The organism is Polaribacter filamentus, assembly GCF_002943715.1.
GTDB lineage: Bacteria > Bacteroidota > Bacteroidia > Flavobacteriales > Flavobacteriaceae > Polaribacter > Polaribacter filamentus.
Genome location: NZ_MQUA01000013.1, coordinates 291,946 through 307,212, shown reverse-complemented (window position 1 = coordinate 307,212; position 15,267 = coordinate 291,946). Strand labels below are relative to the sequence as shown.

The 15,267-nt window shown below is 30.1% G+C and carries 18 protein-coding genes; 14 read left to right on the top strand and 4 right to left on the bottom strand.

Translation table 11 applies throughout. The features are described from left to right. Positions 1–346: 346 nt before the first annotated feature. Positions 347–1,390, bottom strand: a complete 1,044-nt coding sequence (locus BST83_RS03535; RefSeq protein ID WP_104808602.1) for an IS5 family transposase — start codon at positions 1,388–1,390, stop codon at positions 347–349. A gap of 107 nt (positions 1,391–1,497) precedes the next feature. Here BST83_RS03535 and BST83_RS03530 point away from each other — a divergent pair, with 107 nt between their 5' ends. From BST83_RS03530 to BST83_RS03520, 3 genes are all read left to right on the top strand, one after another. Beyond that, positions 1,498–1,956, top strand: coding sequence for a hypothetical protein (locus BST83_RS03530; protein ID WP_104808601.1), 459 nt, complete (start codon positions 1,498–1,500; stop codon positions 1,954–1,956). Between the two features lie 82 nt (positions 1,957–2,038). Further along, positions 2,039–4,132 (top strand): phosphate acetyltransferase, encoded by a 2,094-nt coding sequence (gene pta, locus BST83_RS03525; RefSeq protein WP_104808600.1) that lies wholly within the window; start codon positions 2,039–2,041, stop codon positions 4,130–4,132. A gap of 2 nt (positions 4,133–4,134) precedes the next feature. Further along, positions 4,135–5,319, top strand: coding sequence for an acetate/propionate family kinase (locus tag BST83_RS03520; protein WP_104808599.1), 1,185 nt, complete (start codon positions 4,135–4,137; stop codon positions 5,317–5,319). A gap of 395 nt (positions 5,320–5,714) precedes the next feature. Here the strand turns inward: BST83_RS03520 and BST83_RS19780 are convergent, their stop codons facing one another. Further along, a complete protein-coding gene (locus BST83_RS19780; RefSeq protein WP_170062726.1) occupies positions 5,715–5,879 on the bottom strand; it encodes a hypothetical protein in 165 nt (54 codons plus the stop codon). A 272-nt stretch (positions 5,880–6,151) separates the two neighbouring features. Here BST83_RS19780 and BST83_RS03515 point away from each other — a divergent pair, with 272 nt between their 5' ends. Together BST83_RS03515 and BST83_RS19775 are read left to right on the top strand one after the other, a co-directional pair. Continuing rightward, complete coding sequence (locus BST83_RS03515) at positions 6,152–6,868, top strand: YebC/PmpR family DNA-binding transcriptional regulator (RefSeq protein ID WP_104808598.1); 717 nt, start codon at positions 6,152–6,154, stop codon at positions 6,866–6,868. Positions 6,869–6,996: 128 nt separating this feature from the next. Continuing rightward, positions 6,997–7,143 carry a hypothetical protein gene (locus BST83_RS19775; protein WP_170062725.1) on the top strand — a complete coding sequence of 49 codons (147 nt, stop codon included), beginning with the start codon at positions 6,997–6,999 and terminating at the stop codon, positions 7,141–7,143. Position 7,144: 1 nt separating this feature from the next. Here BST83_RS19775 and BST83_RS03510 read toward each other — a convergent pair whose 3' ends face one another. Then, a complete protein-coding gene (locus BST83_RS03510; RefSeq protein ID WP_104810774.1) occupies positions 7,145–7,600 on the bottom strand; it encodes a DUF4442 domain-containing protein in 456 nt (151 codons plus the stop codon). Between the two features lie 120 nt (positions 7,601–7,720). On the opposite strand from BST83_RS03510, the gene BST83_RS03505 reads away from it, so the two are divergent. From BST83_RS03505 to BST83_RS03475, 7 genes are all read left to right on the top strand, one after another. Then, on the top strand, positions 7,721–8,188 hold the full coding sequence (locus BST83_RS03505; RefSeq protein ID WP_240614634.1) for a DUF4870 domain-containing protein: 468 nt from the start codon (positions 7,721–7,723) through the stop codon (positions 8,186–8,188). A gap of 10 nt (positions 8,189–8,198) precedes the next feature. Then, positions 8,199–8,543, top strand: coding sequence for a PadR family transcriptional regulator (locus tag BST83_RS03500; protein WP_104808597.1), 345 nt, complete (start codon positions 8,199–8,201; stop codon positions 8,541–8,543). After that, the gene (locus tag BST83_RS03495) at positions 8,536–10,251 is read left to right on the top strand and encodes a PspC domain-containing protein (RefSeq protein ID WP_104808596.1); all 1,716 of its coding nucleotides are present in this window, start codon (positions 8,536–8,538) and stop codon (positions 10,249–10,251) included. Before BST83_RS03500 ends, BST83_RS03495 begins: the two co-directional genes overlap by 8 nt. 96 nt (positions 10,252–10,347) lie before the next feature. Further along, positions 10,348–11,073 (top strand): head GIN domain-containing protein, encoded by a 726-nt coding sequence (locus BST83_RS03490; protein WP_170062724.1) that lies wholly within the window; start codon positions 10,348–10,350, stop codon positions 11,071–11,073. Positions 11,074–11,112: 39 nt separating this feature from the next. After that, positions 11,113–11,637 carry a nuclear transport factor 2 family protein gene (locus tag BST83_RS03485; RefSeq protein ID WP_104808595.1) on the top strand — a complete coding sequence of 175 codons (525 nt, stop codon included), beginning with the start codon at positions 11,113–11,115 and terminating at the stop codon, positions 11,635–11,637. Positions 11,638–11,961: 324 nt separating this feature from the next. Then, entirely contained in the window at positions 11,962–12,471 is a 510-nt protein-coding gene (locus BST83_RS03480; protein WP_104808594.1) for a DUF3124 domain-containing protein, read from the top strand. Positions 12,472–12,484: 13 nt separating this feature from the next. Further along, a complete protein-coding gene (locus tag BST83_RS03475) occupies positions 12,485–13,261 on the top strand; it encodes an NYN domain-containing protein (protein WP_104808593.1) in 777 nt (258 codons plus the stop codon). 9 nt (positions 13,262–13,270) lie between these two features. Here the strand turns inward: BST83_RS03475 and BST83_RS03470 are convergent, their stop codons facing one another. After that, the gene (locus BST83_RS03470; RefSeq protein ID WP_104808592.1) at positions 13,271–13,681 is read right to left on the bottom strand and encodes a DUF2721 domain-containing protein; all 411 of its coding nucleotides are present in this window, start codon (positions 13,679–13,681) and stop codon (positions 13,271–13,273) included. Positions 13,682–13,745: 64 nt separating this feature from the next. On the opposite strand from BST83_RS03470, the gene BST83_RS03465 reads away from it, so the two are divergent. Both BST83_RS03465 and BST83_RS03460 read left to right on the top strand, forming a co-directional pair. After that, positions 13,746–14,417 (top strand): M15 family metallopeptidase, encoded by a 672-nt coding sequence (locus tag BST83_RS03465; protein WP_104808591.1) that lies wholly within the window; start codon positions 13,746–13,748, stop codon positions 14,415–14,417. 77 nt (positions 14,418–14,494) lie between these two features. Beyond that, complete coding sequence (locus BST83_RS03460) at positions 14,495–15,166, top strand: hypothetical protein (RefSeq protein ID WP_104810771.1); 672 nt, start codon at positions 14,495–14,497, stop codon at positions 15,164–15,166. Positions 15,167–15,267: the final 101 nt, after the last annotated feature.

Below are 15,267 nucleotides of genomic sequence, written 5' to 3'. Positions count from 1 at the left end.
CTTCTCAACAAAACTCCAGAGGGTATATACCTCTTTGGCAATATAAAAAGACGCACAAAGAAGCAATCACTAAAAAAGATTCAATCAATTTTATTTTTAAAGAAAAAGACACTTTAATACTTATAAGTGATAAAGATTTTTATAAAAATCAAAAACGAGTTTCTGTCCCGTATGAGCCAAAAAGTCATGAATTTTTAGAGACCTACAAAGATATTAAGACCGTTGCAAAAAGCGAACTTAATTATTTTTACTTTTTAGAGTTCCCTTTTTTTTAGCTAAAACATCGATTATGCTATTTTTTTTCTATTTTAAGTGAGTAAATGCCTTTTTTAGGCTTCATTTTTCCTTAATTTTTACAATTAGACGCAAATATCCCTGGACTTCGATATAAATTGTAGCATATTGCCTCCATCAAATTTTGTGTATGCATTTTTTTCATCCCTCTATATCTTGCAATTCCACCTTTAAACCATAATTTTATTCCTCCAAAAGTACGTTCTACTTTAAACCTTGTTTTTCCTATTAATTTATTGAATCTAGTTTCCCATTTTGTTAACGGTTTATTTTTTACCGCCTTTTTAAGGATATGATTCTTTAAATTACGCTTCTTTAAAATCGCAACATTTTTCTTTGATTGGTACCCTTTATCAGCCTTTAGAGGGATGCCTTTTGGTAATGCTACATTTACAGTTTCTAGAACTTCCTCCAAATTTGCAATCTCATTTTTGCTGGCAGTTGTGGTTAGTACTCCTAGAACAAGTCCTTCGTTATCCGTTACATGATGCTTTTTAAACCCAAAATGGTACTTTCCTCTTTTCTTTAACCAAGTACCCTCTTTATCGACACTATCTGGATATTCTTTGTGTACTTCTACTTGGTCTGCAAAGCGGTCTTCGGTTACCTTAAAATTTGTTTTTCCTTTTGGTCTAAGTGGCGTATCTATTACACTAGCGTCTATTATTAAACCTGTTTTTACAATGATATTATGTGCTTCTAGCTGTTTGTTTATGGAGGTAAATAATTTTTCGAAGGTTTGTGTTTTGGTTAATGCGGTTCTAAACCTACTTAAAGTACTATGATCTGGAGCAACCTGTTCAATAGTCATCCCACAAAAATAACTAAAGGAAAGACTGTCATTTATTCGGTCTTCAACTTCATAATCGCTTAAACCATACCAACTTTGTAAAAGACACATTTTAAAAAGTAATGTCCCATCATAAGAAGGCTTGCCAGTGGCACTTTTTCCTTTTAAATAGTCATTATTTATTAGGATAGAGATCGTATCCCAATCGATAAGGGTGTTTATTTGGGTGAAAAATGTCTTTTTAATTTTTCTTGCTCGTAAATCGCAAATGCTATCGGCTAAAGTTGGTTGTTTTTGTATTTTCATACACTAAATTTACAACTTAATATACTTACAATCAAACATTTAACATAAATAATTACGTGTTATTTTTGTGCTTTTTATTAGGTACTTCCTTGCAACGGTCTTATATTGTGTACAAGAAACACGATTCTTATGGCAACATCCGTAAAGGAAAAAAAGAATTCATGCGTTTATGGGAAGCGCCTATAAAAATTTATTTTGCCCCAAAATTAGATAACTACTATAAGAAAGCTATAAAAAAGGCCGTGAAAGCATTATCTTCTATAGATTCTTTACAAATTTCATTTGTTAAAAACCTCAATAAATCTAATTATATTATTTACCAAATAGATACTAAAAACAAGTTTCAATATTCTACTAATTTAAAAACAAATAAATATATAGATTATTATATCAATTGGGAAAAAGGAAAAATTTATGATGCTAAATTAGATTTTGAAATTATTAAATACCATTATTCTTATGGTATTTGCAAGTTTACTGACTTAGAAACTTTTGAGGAAAATCACACTCATGCAAAAGAGGCAATAAAGAATGGAGGTAAAATGTTCTTTACACACTCTAACTGATTTACTTTCATATTTATTTAATGACTAATATCACAATTAGTCATTTTTTTATGCCTTATTTTTGTAGGATAATTTCTAGAGAATGAGTAAATCAATTTATATTACTACTATAGAACCCAACAGCGGTAAATCTATAGTGTCATTAGGCTTTTTAAGAATGATGCTAAATCAATCTTCTAAAGTTGGTTATTTTAGACCTATCATCAACAAAGATAAAAACGGTCTTTACGACGATCATACATACACCGCAATTAATTTTTTTAATCTAGATATAAAATATGAAGATTGCTATGCTTTTGAACAAAGTGAAGTTGTTGAATTATTGAGCGAAGGAAAAAAGGAAAAAGTTATACATGATATTATTAAAAAATATAAAAACCTTGAAGCAAAATACGATTATGTCTTAGTTGAAGGTACCGATTTTTCTGGCGAAGGTGGTTTTACTGAATTGGATGTAAATCTAATGGTTGCTAAAAACTTAGGGATTCCTGTGTTAATTGTGGGCGCTGGAAATGATAAAAAGAAGAAAGATTTTATCAATACCATGCAACTCACCTATAATTCATTTATTCAAAAAGAAGTAGATGTTATTGGCTTAATTGCTAATAAAATTGAAATTGATGAAATGGAGTATATAAAAACTGAATTGCGAAAAGTAATTCCAAAAGAGGTTCATATAGATGTAGTTCCTAAAGTTAATTTTTTAGCCAATCCAACTGTGAAAGAAGTTGCTGAAGCTTTAAACGGAAAAGTACTTTTTGGGGAACAATTTTTAGATAATTCCATCGGAAGTTATAGTACTGGTGCAATGCAACTGCGTAATTATTTAACCCGCATTAAAGAAAATGCTCTTGTAATTACCCCTGGAGACAGAGCCGATATTATTTTAGGAGCATTACAAGCAAATGCTTCTAGTAATTATCCAAGAATTGCAGGAATCATTTTAACAGGAAATTTAATTCCGGAAGAATCTATTTTAAAATTGATAGAGGGCGTGCAGTCAACAGTTCCTATTGTTACTGTAGAGGGAGGAACTTTTGGAATATCCAATAAAATTGGTGCTGTAAAAACTAAAATTTATGCATCTAATAGCAAAAAAATATTATTAGCTTTAGATACTTTTGATACGTATATTAATGTAGAAAGACTTAATAAAATATTATCGAAATTTAGTTCGGATAAATTAACACCAAGCATGTTTCAATACAATTTGTTACAAAGAGCTAAAAGCTGCAGAAAACATATTGTTTTACCAGAAGGAAATGATGAGCGAATTATGGAAGCGGCTGCTCGTTTACAATTATTAAATATTGTTGATTTAACCCTATTGGGCGATCGAAGAGAAATTCAACAAAAAGCAGATCAATTAGGATTACAAATAGATTTAGACAAAATAAATATCTTAAATCCTGAAAATTCTATTCATAACGCCTACTTTGCCAAAACACTTTATGAAGCGCGTAAACATAAAGGTTTAACCGAAACTACAGCGATAGATTTAACCAGAGACGTTTCTTATTATGGAACCTTAATGATTTTAAATGGTTTAGCGGATGGAATGGTTTCAGGCGCTGTTCACACAACAATGCACACAATAAAACCAGCCTTGCAAATCATCAAAACCAAACCCGGAGTTAAAGTAGTTTCCTCTGTATTTTTTATGTGTTTATCAGACAGAGTTTCTGTGATGGGAGATTGTGCTGTAAACCCAAATCCGAATGCAGAGGAATTAGCCGAAATAGCAATTTCATCAGCAAAATCTGCAGAAGCATTCGGAATTAAAGCAAGAGTAGCGATGTTATCATATTCTTCTGGAAGCTCTGGAAAAGGGGAAGAAGTTGAGAAAGTTAGAAAAGCAACTGAAATTGCTAAAAAGTTAAACCCTGATTTATTGATTGAAGGTCCTATTCAATATGATGCTGCCGTAGATATGTCTGTTGCAAAAACAAAAATGCCAAATTCTAAAGTAGCTGGTCAAGCATCCGTTTTAATTTTTCCTGATTTAAATACAGGAAACAATACCTATAAAGCAATTCAAAGAGAAACAGGCGCCTTGGCAATTGGCCCCATGTTGCAAGGTTTAAATAAACCTGTGAACGATTTAAGCAGAGGTTGCACTGTAGAAGATATTTTTAACACCGTTTTATTAACTGCTATTCAAGCAAATCAAGAATAAATATGAATATTTTAGTTTTAAATGCAGGTTCTTCTTCGTTAAAATATCAAGTAATTGAAATGCCAAGTGAAACTGTAAAATGCGTTGGTTTAATTGAAAGAATAGGCACGGATAACACCATTTTTACGCATGAAAAAGAGGGAGAAAAATATTCAGAAATTTTACCAATTAAAAATCACGAAATTGGTTTACAAAACATTACAAAGACTTTACTAGATGCTAAAATTGGCGTTATAAACGCTGTGGATGAAATTGAAGTAGTTGGCCACAGAATTGTTCATGGAGGAAGTAAATTTAGTAAAACAACAATTGTAAATCAAGAGGTTAAAGATAGTATTCGCGAGTTATTTGATTTAGCTCCTTTGCATAATCCTGCAAACTTAACGGGTATAGAAATTGCCGAAACTATTTTTACATCGGCAAAACAGATTGCTATCTTTGATACTGCTTTTCATCAAACAATGCCAAAAGTAGCATATCAATATGCAATTCCGAATTCGTATTTAGAAGATCATAAAATTAGAGCCTATGGTTTTCACGGTACAAGTCATAAATATGTATCCGAAAAAGCGATTGAATATTTAGGCGAAAAATCTAAAAATTTGATCACAATCCACCTGGGAAACGGTTGTAGTATGACCGCTATAAAAGACGGAGAAAGTATAGAAACCTCTTTAGGCTTTGGACCAACAAATGGTTTAATTATGGGCACTAGAGCTGGTGACATTGATCAATCTGTCATTTTCTTTCTGATGAAAAAACTCAATAAATCGGCAGAAGAAGTAAATAATTTATTACAAAAAGAATCCGGTTTAAAAGGTTTAACTGGTTTTTCTGATTTAAGAGAAATTTCTGAAAAAGCAGCTAAGGGAAATATCGACTGCCAAAATGCGTTAGATTTGGCAAGTCATAGACTTAAAAAATATATTGGCTCTTATGCTGCTATTTTAAACGGGTTAGATGCGATTGTTTTTACAGCCGGAATTGGAGAAAATTCATCCTTAATGAGAGAAATGGCTTGTGAAAATCTAAATTTTTTAGGTATAGAATTAGATGACCTTAAAAACAAAATTAGATCAAAAGAAATTACAGAAATTCAGTCAAAAAACTCTAAAATAAAAATATTGGTTATCCCCACTAACGAAGAAATTGAGATTGCTAAGCAGTCTTATCAACTTTTAAAATAACATATATTCACAAAAAAGACCTTTCAATTTTTAAAACTGAAAGATCTTTTTTTTACAAGAAATTCTAAAAAAATTTAGAATTCATTCTTTACAAATCTTTTTATTGCAATACCTCCTTGATCGTTTTTTACTTTTACTAGATAAACTACATTTACTAAATTTTATATATTCAATTGCTTCTTAGCTGAAGTTTATACTTTTTTTCCTAGCAAATTATAAACCCAAACGCTTTTAATAGAAAGATTACTATCATCAATATTTAAAACGGCAGTTGATGGGTTTAGATATACTAAAAAATTAACCAAACTCAAATTATTTACACTTTCAGTGTTTTCTGTGCAATTATAAGTTGTTGTGCGGCTAGTTCTGGTTCTCTCTAGAATTTTATTGTAAATTTAATCCTCAAAAAATATAAATTCAATAGCTGTTTTATCTTTAAAAGGATGTAAATAATTTGACATAAACTTCGTGGTATCGAAAGTGATGATTGCAAATTCCCCTTCAACTAAACCTTCAAAACCTATATCATAAGTATAAACGGTTCTATCGGAATCAAGCAAGTTATCTCCTTTTAGAAACTCAGATAAACTAGAAGTAAGTTTATCTTGCCTAAAAAAAATGTTTCCAAAATAGTAAAAGGTGAAAAAGTAATTTTTTTCATACTGACTGCCATTTGTGGTTTTATCACATATGTTTAATTCAGAAAATGAAATAAATACCTAATAGTAGCTATATTCCTTATTAAAATCATCAACAAAAATAATAGTAAATCAATTTTCAAATTTTTACATTTGCGTAGTTAGATTAATTTTCAATAAAACAATCACTAGAAATGGGTAGAGCATTCGAACTTAGAAAAGGACGCAAAATGAAACGTTGGTCAGCAATGGCTAAAACCTTTACCAGAATTGGTAAAGACATTGTAATGGCTATCAAAGATGGTGGTCCAAATGTAGAAACGAACTCTCGTTTGCGTGCAGTCATTCAGAATGCAAAGGCTGCTAATATGCCTAAAGAAAATGTAGAGCGTGCCATAAAAAAAGCTTCGGATAAAGATACTGCAAACTACAAAGAAGTATTGTTTGAAGGCTATGCACCGCACGGAGTTGCCATAGTTGTTGAGACCGCAACCGACAATAATAATAGAACTGTTGCCAATGTTAGGGCAGCTTTTAATAAGTGCGATGGAAATTTAGGTACTTCTGGATCCGTTGTTTTCATGTTTGATCATGTGTGTACTTTCACTATTAAAAAAGAAGATATCACCGTTGATTTAGAAGAATTAGAATTAGAAATAATTGATTTTGAAGTAGAAGAGATTTTTGATGATGAAGAAGGCGTAATCATATATGCTCCTTTTGAGCAATTTGGTTCTTTACAAACTTATTTTGAAGAAAATAATATCGAAATTTTATCTTCTGGATTTGAGAGAATTCCGGCTACAACCACAAAGTTAAACGAAGAACAGCAAGCTGATGTTGATAAATTATTAGAAAAATTAGATGAAGATGATGATGTACAAAATGTATATCATTCTATGGAGTCTTAATTTTGCGGAATATTTTACTCAAAAATCCTAAAGCTATGTTTTAGGATTTTATTTTATTTTAAAACAAAAAGTCTTATTTTAGTAGGATATTAAGCAAAGGTTCTTGTACAGATTAAAAATAAATAATTATGAAATATTTAACCCCAGAATTGGAAGCTTTATCGAAGCAATTTGAAATTAAAAAATCGTTAGCACGTAAAAGTGTTTCTTGTGGTATTTTTCAAGATTATGATGACAACGAAGAAATAGCTCAACAATACAAAAAGAAAAACTAGTTTATTGCTTTACTTTTAAACTCCATTGAAATTTAAAATTAGAGACCACTACCCCATCTTCATTTACACCTTCAGAAATCAACGTAATAACTTGACCTTCGCCGGTTTTTACTGATACTTCAATCGCTTTTCTAATTTGACTTCCGCCTTGACACTTAAATAAAACAGTCCCTGTTGCTTTTTTAAAAAAATCGCTTTCTTGATGCGTAACCAACATCGATACTTTTCGTTTAGAATGTTCTATTTCTTGCATCACTAAAACTCCTGTACTCATTTCTGCAGCCATTCCTTGAGCCGCCCAAAACATACTTTTAAAAGGGTTCTGATTGATCCATTTATGAGTAATTTTTACAATTGCAGTTGTATCTGTTAAGCTTTTCACGCGCATTCCAGACCACCAACCTAATGGTAATTTGAAAAACATAAACGTATTTATTTTACTAGTAGTTATCTTCATTAGTATTGAATTCATTAGCAATTTACCACTTTTTTATCAATTAAAACAAGAAATATAAATGTTAAAATTATGTTAAAATTAGTACTATGTATTGCATAATACTATCTTTAGGATATATATTTGCATAAGAAAGTATTATATCTAATTTTAAATCATGAAAAAAATACCGAAAACACCAACGCTTTTTTAATCCATATTTCTGCTTTTGCTGGTTTTATGTTTCCTTTTGGAAATATAATTACACCATTAATTGCATGGCAAACATTAAAAGATAGAAGCCCTTTTTTAGACGAACAAGGCAAAGAAGTTGTGAATTTTAATATCAGTTATACACTTTATGTTTTTCTTTTAACACTTACATTTATTCCGTTTGGGATCGGTTCTATTTTTAGAAAAAATCATGACTTTTGGAATAACAATCACTTTAATTTTGACTTTGGCTTTGATAATCTTTTCGGATTTATAGGTTTAGTTTCTATTACAAGCATTGTTTACTTGACAGGAATTGCGTTAGTAATCATCGCGTCTTTAAAAGCAAAAGAAGGCGAAAATTATAAGTATCCTTTTACAATAAAATTTATAAAATAAAACCACATACATGAAGATTGAAAACACAAAAGCACAAATGCGAAAAGGTGTTTTAGAATTCTGCATTTTATCCATCCTAAAAAATGGTGATGCGTATACTTCTGAAATTCTTTCGAGCTTAAAAAGTGCAGAGATGATTGTGGTTGAAGGAACCATCTACCCGTTATTAACTCGTTTAAAAAACGCAGGTTTATTAACGTATCGTTGGGAAGAATCAACCTCAGGACCACCAAGAAAATACTACGTATTAACAGAAAACGGAGGTATGTTTTTGAAAGAGTTAGACAAAACATGGCATAATTTAGTAAATTCAGTTCACCAAGTAACTAGTAAAAAATCAACCACAAATGAATAAGACAATTAACATAAACTTAGGCGGATTTTTCTTCCACATTGATGAAATAGCCTATCAGAAACTAAGAAGATATTTAGAATCTATTTCTAAATCTTTAAGCGATGATCCTCAAGGAAAAAACGAAATTATTGCTGATATCGAAGCTAGAATAAGTGAACTTTTATCAGAAAAAATAACCGATGCACGGCAAGTTGTAAATGAGAATGATATTGACGACATCATTAAAATAATGGGGCAGCCAGAAGATTATGTTGAAGCTGAAGAAAGCTACAATGAATCCTCTTATTCTTATCACAGAAACAGCGCATCAGGAAAAAAGTTATTTAGAGATGGTGATGATAAATTTTTAGGAGGAGTTGCTTCTGGAATTGCACACTATTTTGATATTGATACTATTTGGGTGCGTCTTGGTTTATTAGCACTGTTTTTAGGCGCTGGATTTGGGTTTCTAATCTATATAATTCTTTGGATTTTGTTGCCCGAAGCAAAGACAACTGCAGAGAAATTACAAATGGAAGGCGAACCAGTAAATATTGATAATATTGAGAAAAAGATTCGTAAAGAATTTAATAATGTATCAGAAAATGTTTCAGAATTTGCGAACAAAGCATCCGAAAAAATAAAAGATGGAGCTAGTGAATTTTCAGACAAAATAAATCAAACTTTTTCAGGAAAGACAAAAAAAAATAACGGAATACAAGATTTATTTGAAACTCTGGGAAAAATTATTCTTGCCATTTTTAAAGTAATCGGTAAGTTTATTGGAGTGCTTATCATATTTGTTTCGGCAGCTGTTATTTTATCTCTAATTATTGGAGGATTTTCTGTAGGAAGTCTAGAATTTCTAAATGTGGATGGTCAGTTTTTACAATATCCGCCCTTTTTCTATGATGCGGCATTACCAAAATGGATTCTCGTATTAAGTGTGTTTTTGTTGATTGGTATTCCGTTTTTAATCTTATTTATTTTAGGATTACGTATTTTATCAAGCAGTGTAAGAAAACCAAGCAAAACTGCTTCTTTAACGCTTTTAGGTATTTGGATAGTCGCTTTATTAGCAATGATTTTTACAGGTTTAGAATATGGAACATCCTATGCAAATTATGGGCAATCAACGGACAGAAATACCTTAAGTATTTCTAAAAATGATACTTTAAAAATAAAAATGGTTAATGATGATACTATTTATTATCGCCATAATTTAAGAAAAAGCTCATCTCAAGAACAAGTAGCTGTTGATGGTAAATTGATGACCTATTCTAACTACATAAAAGTAGATGTAAAAAGAAGTTCTACGGATGAAAGCTATATAATTATTCAAAAAGAATCTAGAGGGAAAAACAAAAGTAATGCGAGCAAAAATGCCGAAAACATAAAGTATAAATACACCGTTTTAGACAATACGATTGTGTTAGATGCCTACTTTTTATCAGCATATAAAAATATGTGGAAAGATGAAGAAATTAATATCACCATTTATCTTATAGAAAATGCATATGTTTATTTTGATAATTCTTCTAAAAACTTTTTAAATGATGTGGAAAATGAAGCAGATATTTATGACAAAGAAATGGTAAATCATCATTTTATAATAACAGAAAGTACGCTAAAATGTACAGATTGTGTAGCTGAAATTATTGAAGAGGAAAGAGAAGTGATGAAAAAAGTTGATAATACGTTTGATGAAAGAATAGAAGTGACAATTTAAAAAACGATTCAACTAAATAAAACAACAATTCAGTAACCTAATTTTCTTTTTAAGCATCTAATAAAAGACATTTGATGTACACTTAAAAACAAAAACATGAAAACAACAACCACTAAAATTTTAACTTTTCTATTTATTGCTGCACTTTTAAGTTCTTGTAACGTAAATATGCTCAACAGAGTAAATGGAAACAAAAATGTAGTTACAGAAGACAGAACTACAAAGGAAGCATTTACAAAAGTGAAAGTTAGTGCAGGTTTAGACTTGTATATTTCTCAAGGATCTAAAAACAAAGTTACTGTTGAAGCTGATGAAAATTTACAAGAAATTATTATCACAGAGGTTATTAATGGAGAACTAAAAATTTATGCAGAAAAAAATATTTGGAGAGCAAAAGCAAGAAAAATTCATGTTATTATAAACAACTTAGAAAACTTAATAGCAACTAGTGGCGCAGATGTGTATGCAAAAGAAACCCTTAAAGTAACTGCACTAAAAATTAGTGCAACAAGTGGTGCAGATATCAAAATTTCTGTGGATGCAGATTTTGTTGAAACAAATGCAACAAGTGGATCTGATATTGAAATTTCTGGAATTTCCAATAACTATTTTTCTAATGCTACAAGTGGCGCTTCAATAGATGCCTACGAGTTAAAGAGTAAAAATGTAACTGCAAAAGTTACAAGTGGTGCAGAGATTAATGTATTTGCAATTGAAAGCATTGATGCAAAAGCTACTAGTGGCGGAGATATCGATTTTAAAGGAAATCCGAAAAAAATTGATAAAAAATCATCTTCTGGAGGAAGTATTTCTGCTCAATAGTTTAAAGTAAAAAATCAATCAGCTTAAACCAAACTAACCATGAATTCATTTTTAACTCCTTTTAAAGAGTCGATCATTTTACAAACAATTTTTGCCATTGCATTCTTCTTTTATAGTTTGATGACTGCTGCGCAAGTTGATGAAAATTCGGAATTATTTAAAACTTTAAAATCAAAAGACAGCATTATTTTTGAACGCGTATTTAACAAATGTGAACTTGAAAAATTAGCACCAATTATTGCAGAAAACTTTGAATTTTATCATGATATTGCTGGTATACAAAATAGAGTAGAATTTATAAATGCAATAAAAAACAATATTTGTTCAAACCCCGGAATCAACCAAAGAAGCCTGGTTAAAGAATCTTTAGCTGTTTTTGAGATGAAAGAGAACAACGTTTTGTATGGTGCAATTCAGAAAGGAAAACATACTTTTCAACAAAAAATTGACGGTAAAATGAAAACAGTTGGAATTGCAGATTTCACCCATCTTTGGATTTTAGAAAACACCAAATGGAAATTAAAAAGAGTATTGAGTTACAATCATAAACCACTTACAGAATAAAAATTTATTAGAAAGCTAACTTCTAATATTAGTACTAATACTTGGTTTTATTAGTTTACTTGGTAAGTCGTCGTTTTGTGAAAAACGGCGCTTACTTTTTTATGCTAACCTTATTTTACCATCTCATTAAAGTTTTTCAGTATCCCAAGAAACAATTTAAGCATCTTATTAAATTTGTATTTAAACTTTAAAAAAATTAACTTCGCTTCTTTACAGAGCTAGTTCATTAATTTATGATATAAGCGATCTTTGCGGGATTCCCAATTTAAACAACCTCCTATCGTTTTTACACTTAAATGATCTTTTAAAATAAATTCTTTTAAAATGAAAACAAATTATTTAGCTATTTTCTTGGTAATGCTAATTTTAGGTTGTAATAAAGAGAAAGAAATAAGTTCTGTCAACCTAGAGAATTGGTATAAGAGAACTGCAGATCTTAATGCTAAAGATTCCCTTGAATTTGGTAAATCTTATCTTTCAATTTATTCACAGATTTATAGCATGTCAGAGCATAAAACACATAATTTAACAGCGATGGCGAGTTTGCGAAATACTAGTGAAACAGATTCAATTTACATTCTTAAAGCCTTCTATTATGATACACATGGAAAACTTATCAGAAAATATTTTGACTTTCCAATATATTTGGCTCCGATGGAAACAACAGAAATAATAATTGATGAAGTTGATATAGCTGGTGGTACTGGCTCAAACTTTATCTTTGAATGGAAGATTCCTAAAAATTGCTCAGAACCTTTATTTGAAGGAGTTATGAGCTCTACAATTGGGCAGCAAGGTTTATCTTTTACAACGTATGCAAAACGAATTAAATAATTACATATAACACATGGAAAATAGATTTAATATTTCAGTACTTATAGACGGAGATAATGCGCAACCAAAATTAATAAAAGAAATAATTGAAGAGGTTTCTAAATATGGAAAAGCAACTATAAGGCGAATTTATGGAGACTGGACTTCACAACAAATGAATAGTTGGAAAGCAATTATTAATCAACATTCTATAAGTCCTATTCAAAAATTCTCTTATACAACTGGTAAAAATTCTACGGATGGTTCTCTCATAATCGATGCCATGGATATTCTACACGGAAAAAATACCGAAGGTTTTTGCATTGTTTCTAGTGATAGTGATTATACAGGTTTAGCCAAAAGAATTCGAGAAGAAGGATTATTTGTAATGGGTATTGGAGAGAAAAAAACACCCACTGCCTTTGTGAAATCGTGCGAAGTCTTTACATATACCGAAAATCTAAAAACTGTAGAACCTGACGAAAGTGAAGAGACGATAGGCAACGAAACAAAAACACCTAAATCAAAAAAACAAACTCCAAGTAAAAAGGCTAAAGTCAATACCAAAAAAATAAGCCTATCCAAAGAAGATTCTAAAACAATTGACAAAGCTTTTGATATTTCCATAAACGAAGAAGACAAAGCACATATCTCAACTTTAGGTTTAAATATTAGAAAGATAGATCCTAGTTTCGACCCTAGAAGTTATGGCTTTAAAAATCTAACAAAACTTTTTGAAAGTATAGACAAATTTGAAGTAATTAAAAACGAAGTTGGAGGTTTAAATCACCCGTTAATAAGAATAAAATAATTGTAAACTTTACTTTTTTTTAGTTAAATGCTCCTCAATATCAGCAATATGATGTTGCAAAGCTTCGGCAGAAATCTGTATTTCTTTTATTAAAAGTGACAAAGAAATAATTAATAAAATAAGCGCAAAACCAAAAACATATTCAGCAACTATTTGATAATCAATGTATATTATAAATATTGTTAACACACAAAAAAGTAAACTAGAAATTCCAAAAATTTGCATCCATCGCGTTAGATTTAAACGCAGTTTTAAATTTTTAATTTGTCTTAATAAAGAATCGTCTTTTTTCTCTAAATACTTATCATGCAAATTTCTAATAACAGCTGCATAGGCTAAAAAACGATTTGTGTAGGCAAGCATTATCAATGAAATTGCAGAAAATAGTACGGCTGGTGTTGTTAAAGTAAGTTCTTCCATGAAAAGCAAAATTAATAATATTTTCTAGTTAAAATGGATAAAATCAATTTTGTATTTTTGAAGTATGAAAATGCTACTTTTATTTATTACTTTCATTTTAAGTATACCGATGTGCGCTCAAAAACTACCAGAAGGTTTTGTTTTTCTTTCTGATGTGGATGCTACCATTCAAACTGAATTAAGATATCTAAGCAACAATAATTTTATTGGCAAAACAGTTGATGGTTATTATGATAATTGTTTAATTGTTACCAAGGAAACAGCCGATGCTTTGCATAAAGTACAAACTATTTTAGCAAAAAAAGGGTTGAGTCTTAAAATTTTTGATGCCTACAGACCACAACAGGCAGTCGATCATTTTGTAAAATGGGCCAAAGTTTTACAAGATACTTTAATGAAAAAAGAATATTATCCACAAGTGCCAAAATCAGAATTATTTAATAGAGGCTACATTGCTTCAAAATCTGGACATACAAGAGGTAGCACAGTAGATTTAACCATTATTAATTTAAAAACCAGCAAAGAATTAGATATGGGAAGTCCGTATGATTTCTTCGGTGTTCAATCGCATCCTAATTATAAAAATATATCAGAAAATCAGAAAAAAAATAGGTTTTATTTACGAGAAATTATGTTAGCAAATACCTTTAAGCCCTATGATTATGAGTGGTGGCATTTTACGTTAAGAAACGAACCTTTTCCTAAAACCTACTTTAACTTCCCTATTAAAGACTAATTTTTAACAGTTCATAAACAGGTTCCATAAAAATCGGCATTATATTTGTACTATAAATGCAAGAAATCTATATACCAATGAAATCATTTTTTAAATCTTTATTTATTTTATGTTGTATGTTTTTATCTACAACTTTAGTTGCCCAGTTAGATAAGAATAATGGTGGTAAAGAAAAAGGCAAAGTAAAAGCTATTATTTTAAAGAACTCTAAAGAGGTCCTAAAACCAGAAGCAGTCAATTTAGATGGTTCAAATGGTTTTAAAAAAGCCTTTGATGAAGAAAATGAAAAGCTAAAAGAAAAACAAAAAGAAGACGATTTAAAAAATAAAGGTATTCTTACACAAGAAAAAAGAAATGAAGAGCTTTTTTTAAAATCATTCAAGAAAATAAATGGTCAATATATTATTCCTAAAATAGACCAAGATTTAGGCAGTTTTAGAACCGATTCTAAAAGTGTAAATATTATTTGTAGAGATTTTCAATATCCAGATGGCGATAGAGTTACTATTTTTGTGAACGATATTCCTGTTGTACACAATATCGTATTGACTAATAGTTATCAAAAATTTAATATTCCTTTAGAAGTCGGAATTAATAAAATTGCTTTTCAAGCTTTAAATCAAGGTACTTCTGGTCCAAATACTGCTGCTTTTAAAGTATATAACGATGCTGGTGTGTTAATTTCTTCAAATGAATGGAATTTAGCCACGGGCGCAAAAGCTACAATAAACATTGCAAAAGACAAATAAACAGTCTACGAAATCGTTTGCGCTAATTTAAAAAACTCAGGTTTTTTTATTCTTTAGAAAACAGTTATTTTTGTACCTGATTATATCAAATAAGTATATAA

Bases quoted from the DNA above. Each gene is read 5' to 3' on its own strand.
- BST83_RS03485 (WP_104808595.1), top strand. From the start codon at position 11,113: ATGAATTCATTTTTAACTCCTTTTAAAGAGTCGATCATTTTACAAACA.
- BST83_RS03475 (WP_104808593.1), top strand. From the start codon at position 12,485: ATGGAAAATAGATTTAATATTTCAGTACTTATAGACGGAGATAATGCG.
- BST83_RS19775 (WP_170062725.1), top strand. From the start codon at position 6,997: ATGAAATATTTAACCCCAGAATTGGAAGCTTTATCGAAGCAATTTGAA.
- pta (WP_104808600.1), top strand. From the start codon at position 2,039: ATGAGTAAATCAATTTATATTACTACTATAGAACCCAACAGCGGTAAA.
- BST83_RS03480 (WP_104808594.1), top strand. From the start codon at position 11,962: ATGAAAACAAATTATTTAGCTATTTTCTTGGTAATGCTAATTTTAGGT.
- BST83_RS03500 (WP_104808597.1), top strand. From the start codon at position 8,199: ATGAAGATTGAAAACACAAAAGCACAAATGCGAAAAGGTGTTTTAGAA.
- BST83_RS03495 (WP_104808596.1), top strand. From the start codon at position 8,536: ATGAATAAGACAATTAACATAAACTTAGGCGGATTTTTCTTCCACATT.
- BST83_RS03535 (WP_104808602.1), bottom strand. From the start codon at position 1,390: ATGAAAATACAAAAACAACCAACTTTAGCCGATAGCATTTGCGATTTA.
- BST83_RS03510 (WP_104810774.1), bottom strand. From the start codon at position 7,600: ATGAAGATAACTACTAGTAAAATAAATACGTTTATGTTTTTCAAATTA.
- BST83_RS03520 (WP_104808599.1), top strand. From the start codon at position 4,135: ATGAATATTTTAGTTTTAAATGCAGGTTCTTCTTCGTTAAAATATCAA.
- BST83_RS03470 (WP_104808592.1), bottom strand. From the start codon at position 13,681: ATGGAAGAACTTACTTTAACAACACCAGCCGTACTATTTTCTGCAATT.
- BST83_RS03460 (WP_104810771.1), top strand. From the start codon at position 14,495: ATGAAATCATTTTTTAAATCTTTATTTATTTTATGTTGTATGTTTTTA.
- BST83_RS03515 (WP_104808598.1), top strand. From the start codon at position 6,152: ATGGGTAGAGCATTCGAACTTAGAAAAGGACGCAAAATGAAACGTTGG.
- BST83_RS03490 (WP_170062724.1), top strand. From the start codon at position 10,348: ATGAAAACAACAACCACTAAAATTTTAACTTTTCTATTTATTGCTGCA.
- BST83_RS03465 (WP_104808591.1), top strand. From the start codon at position 13,746: ATGAAAATGCTACTTTTATTTATTACTTTCATTTTAAGTATACCGATG.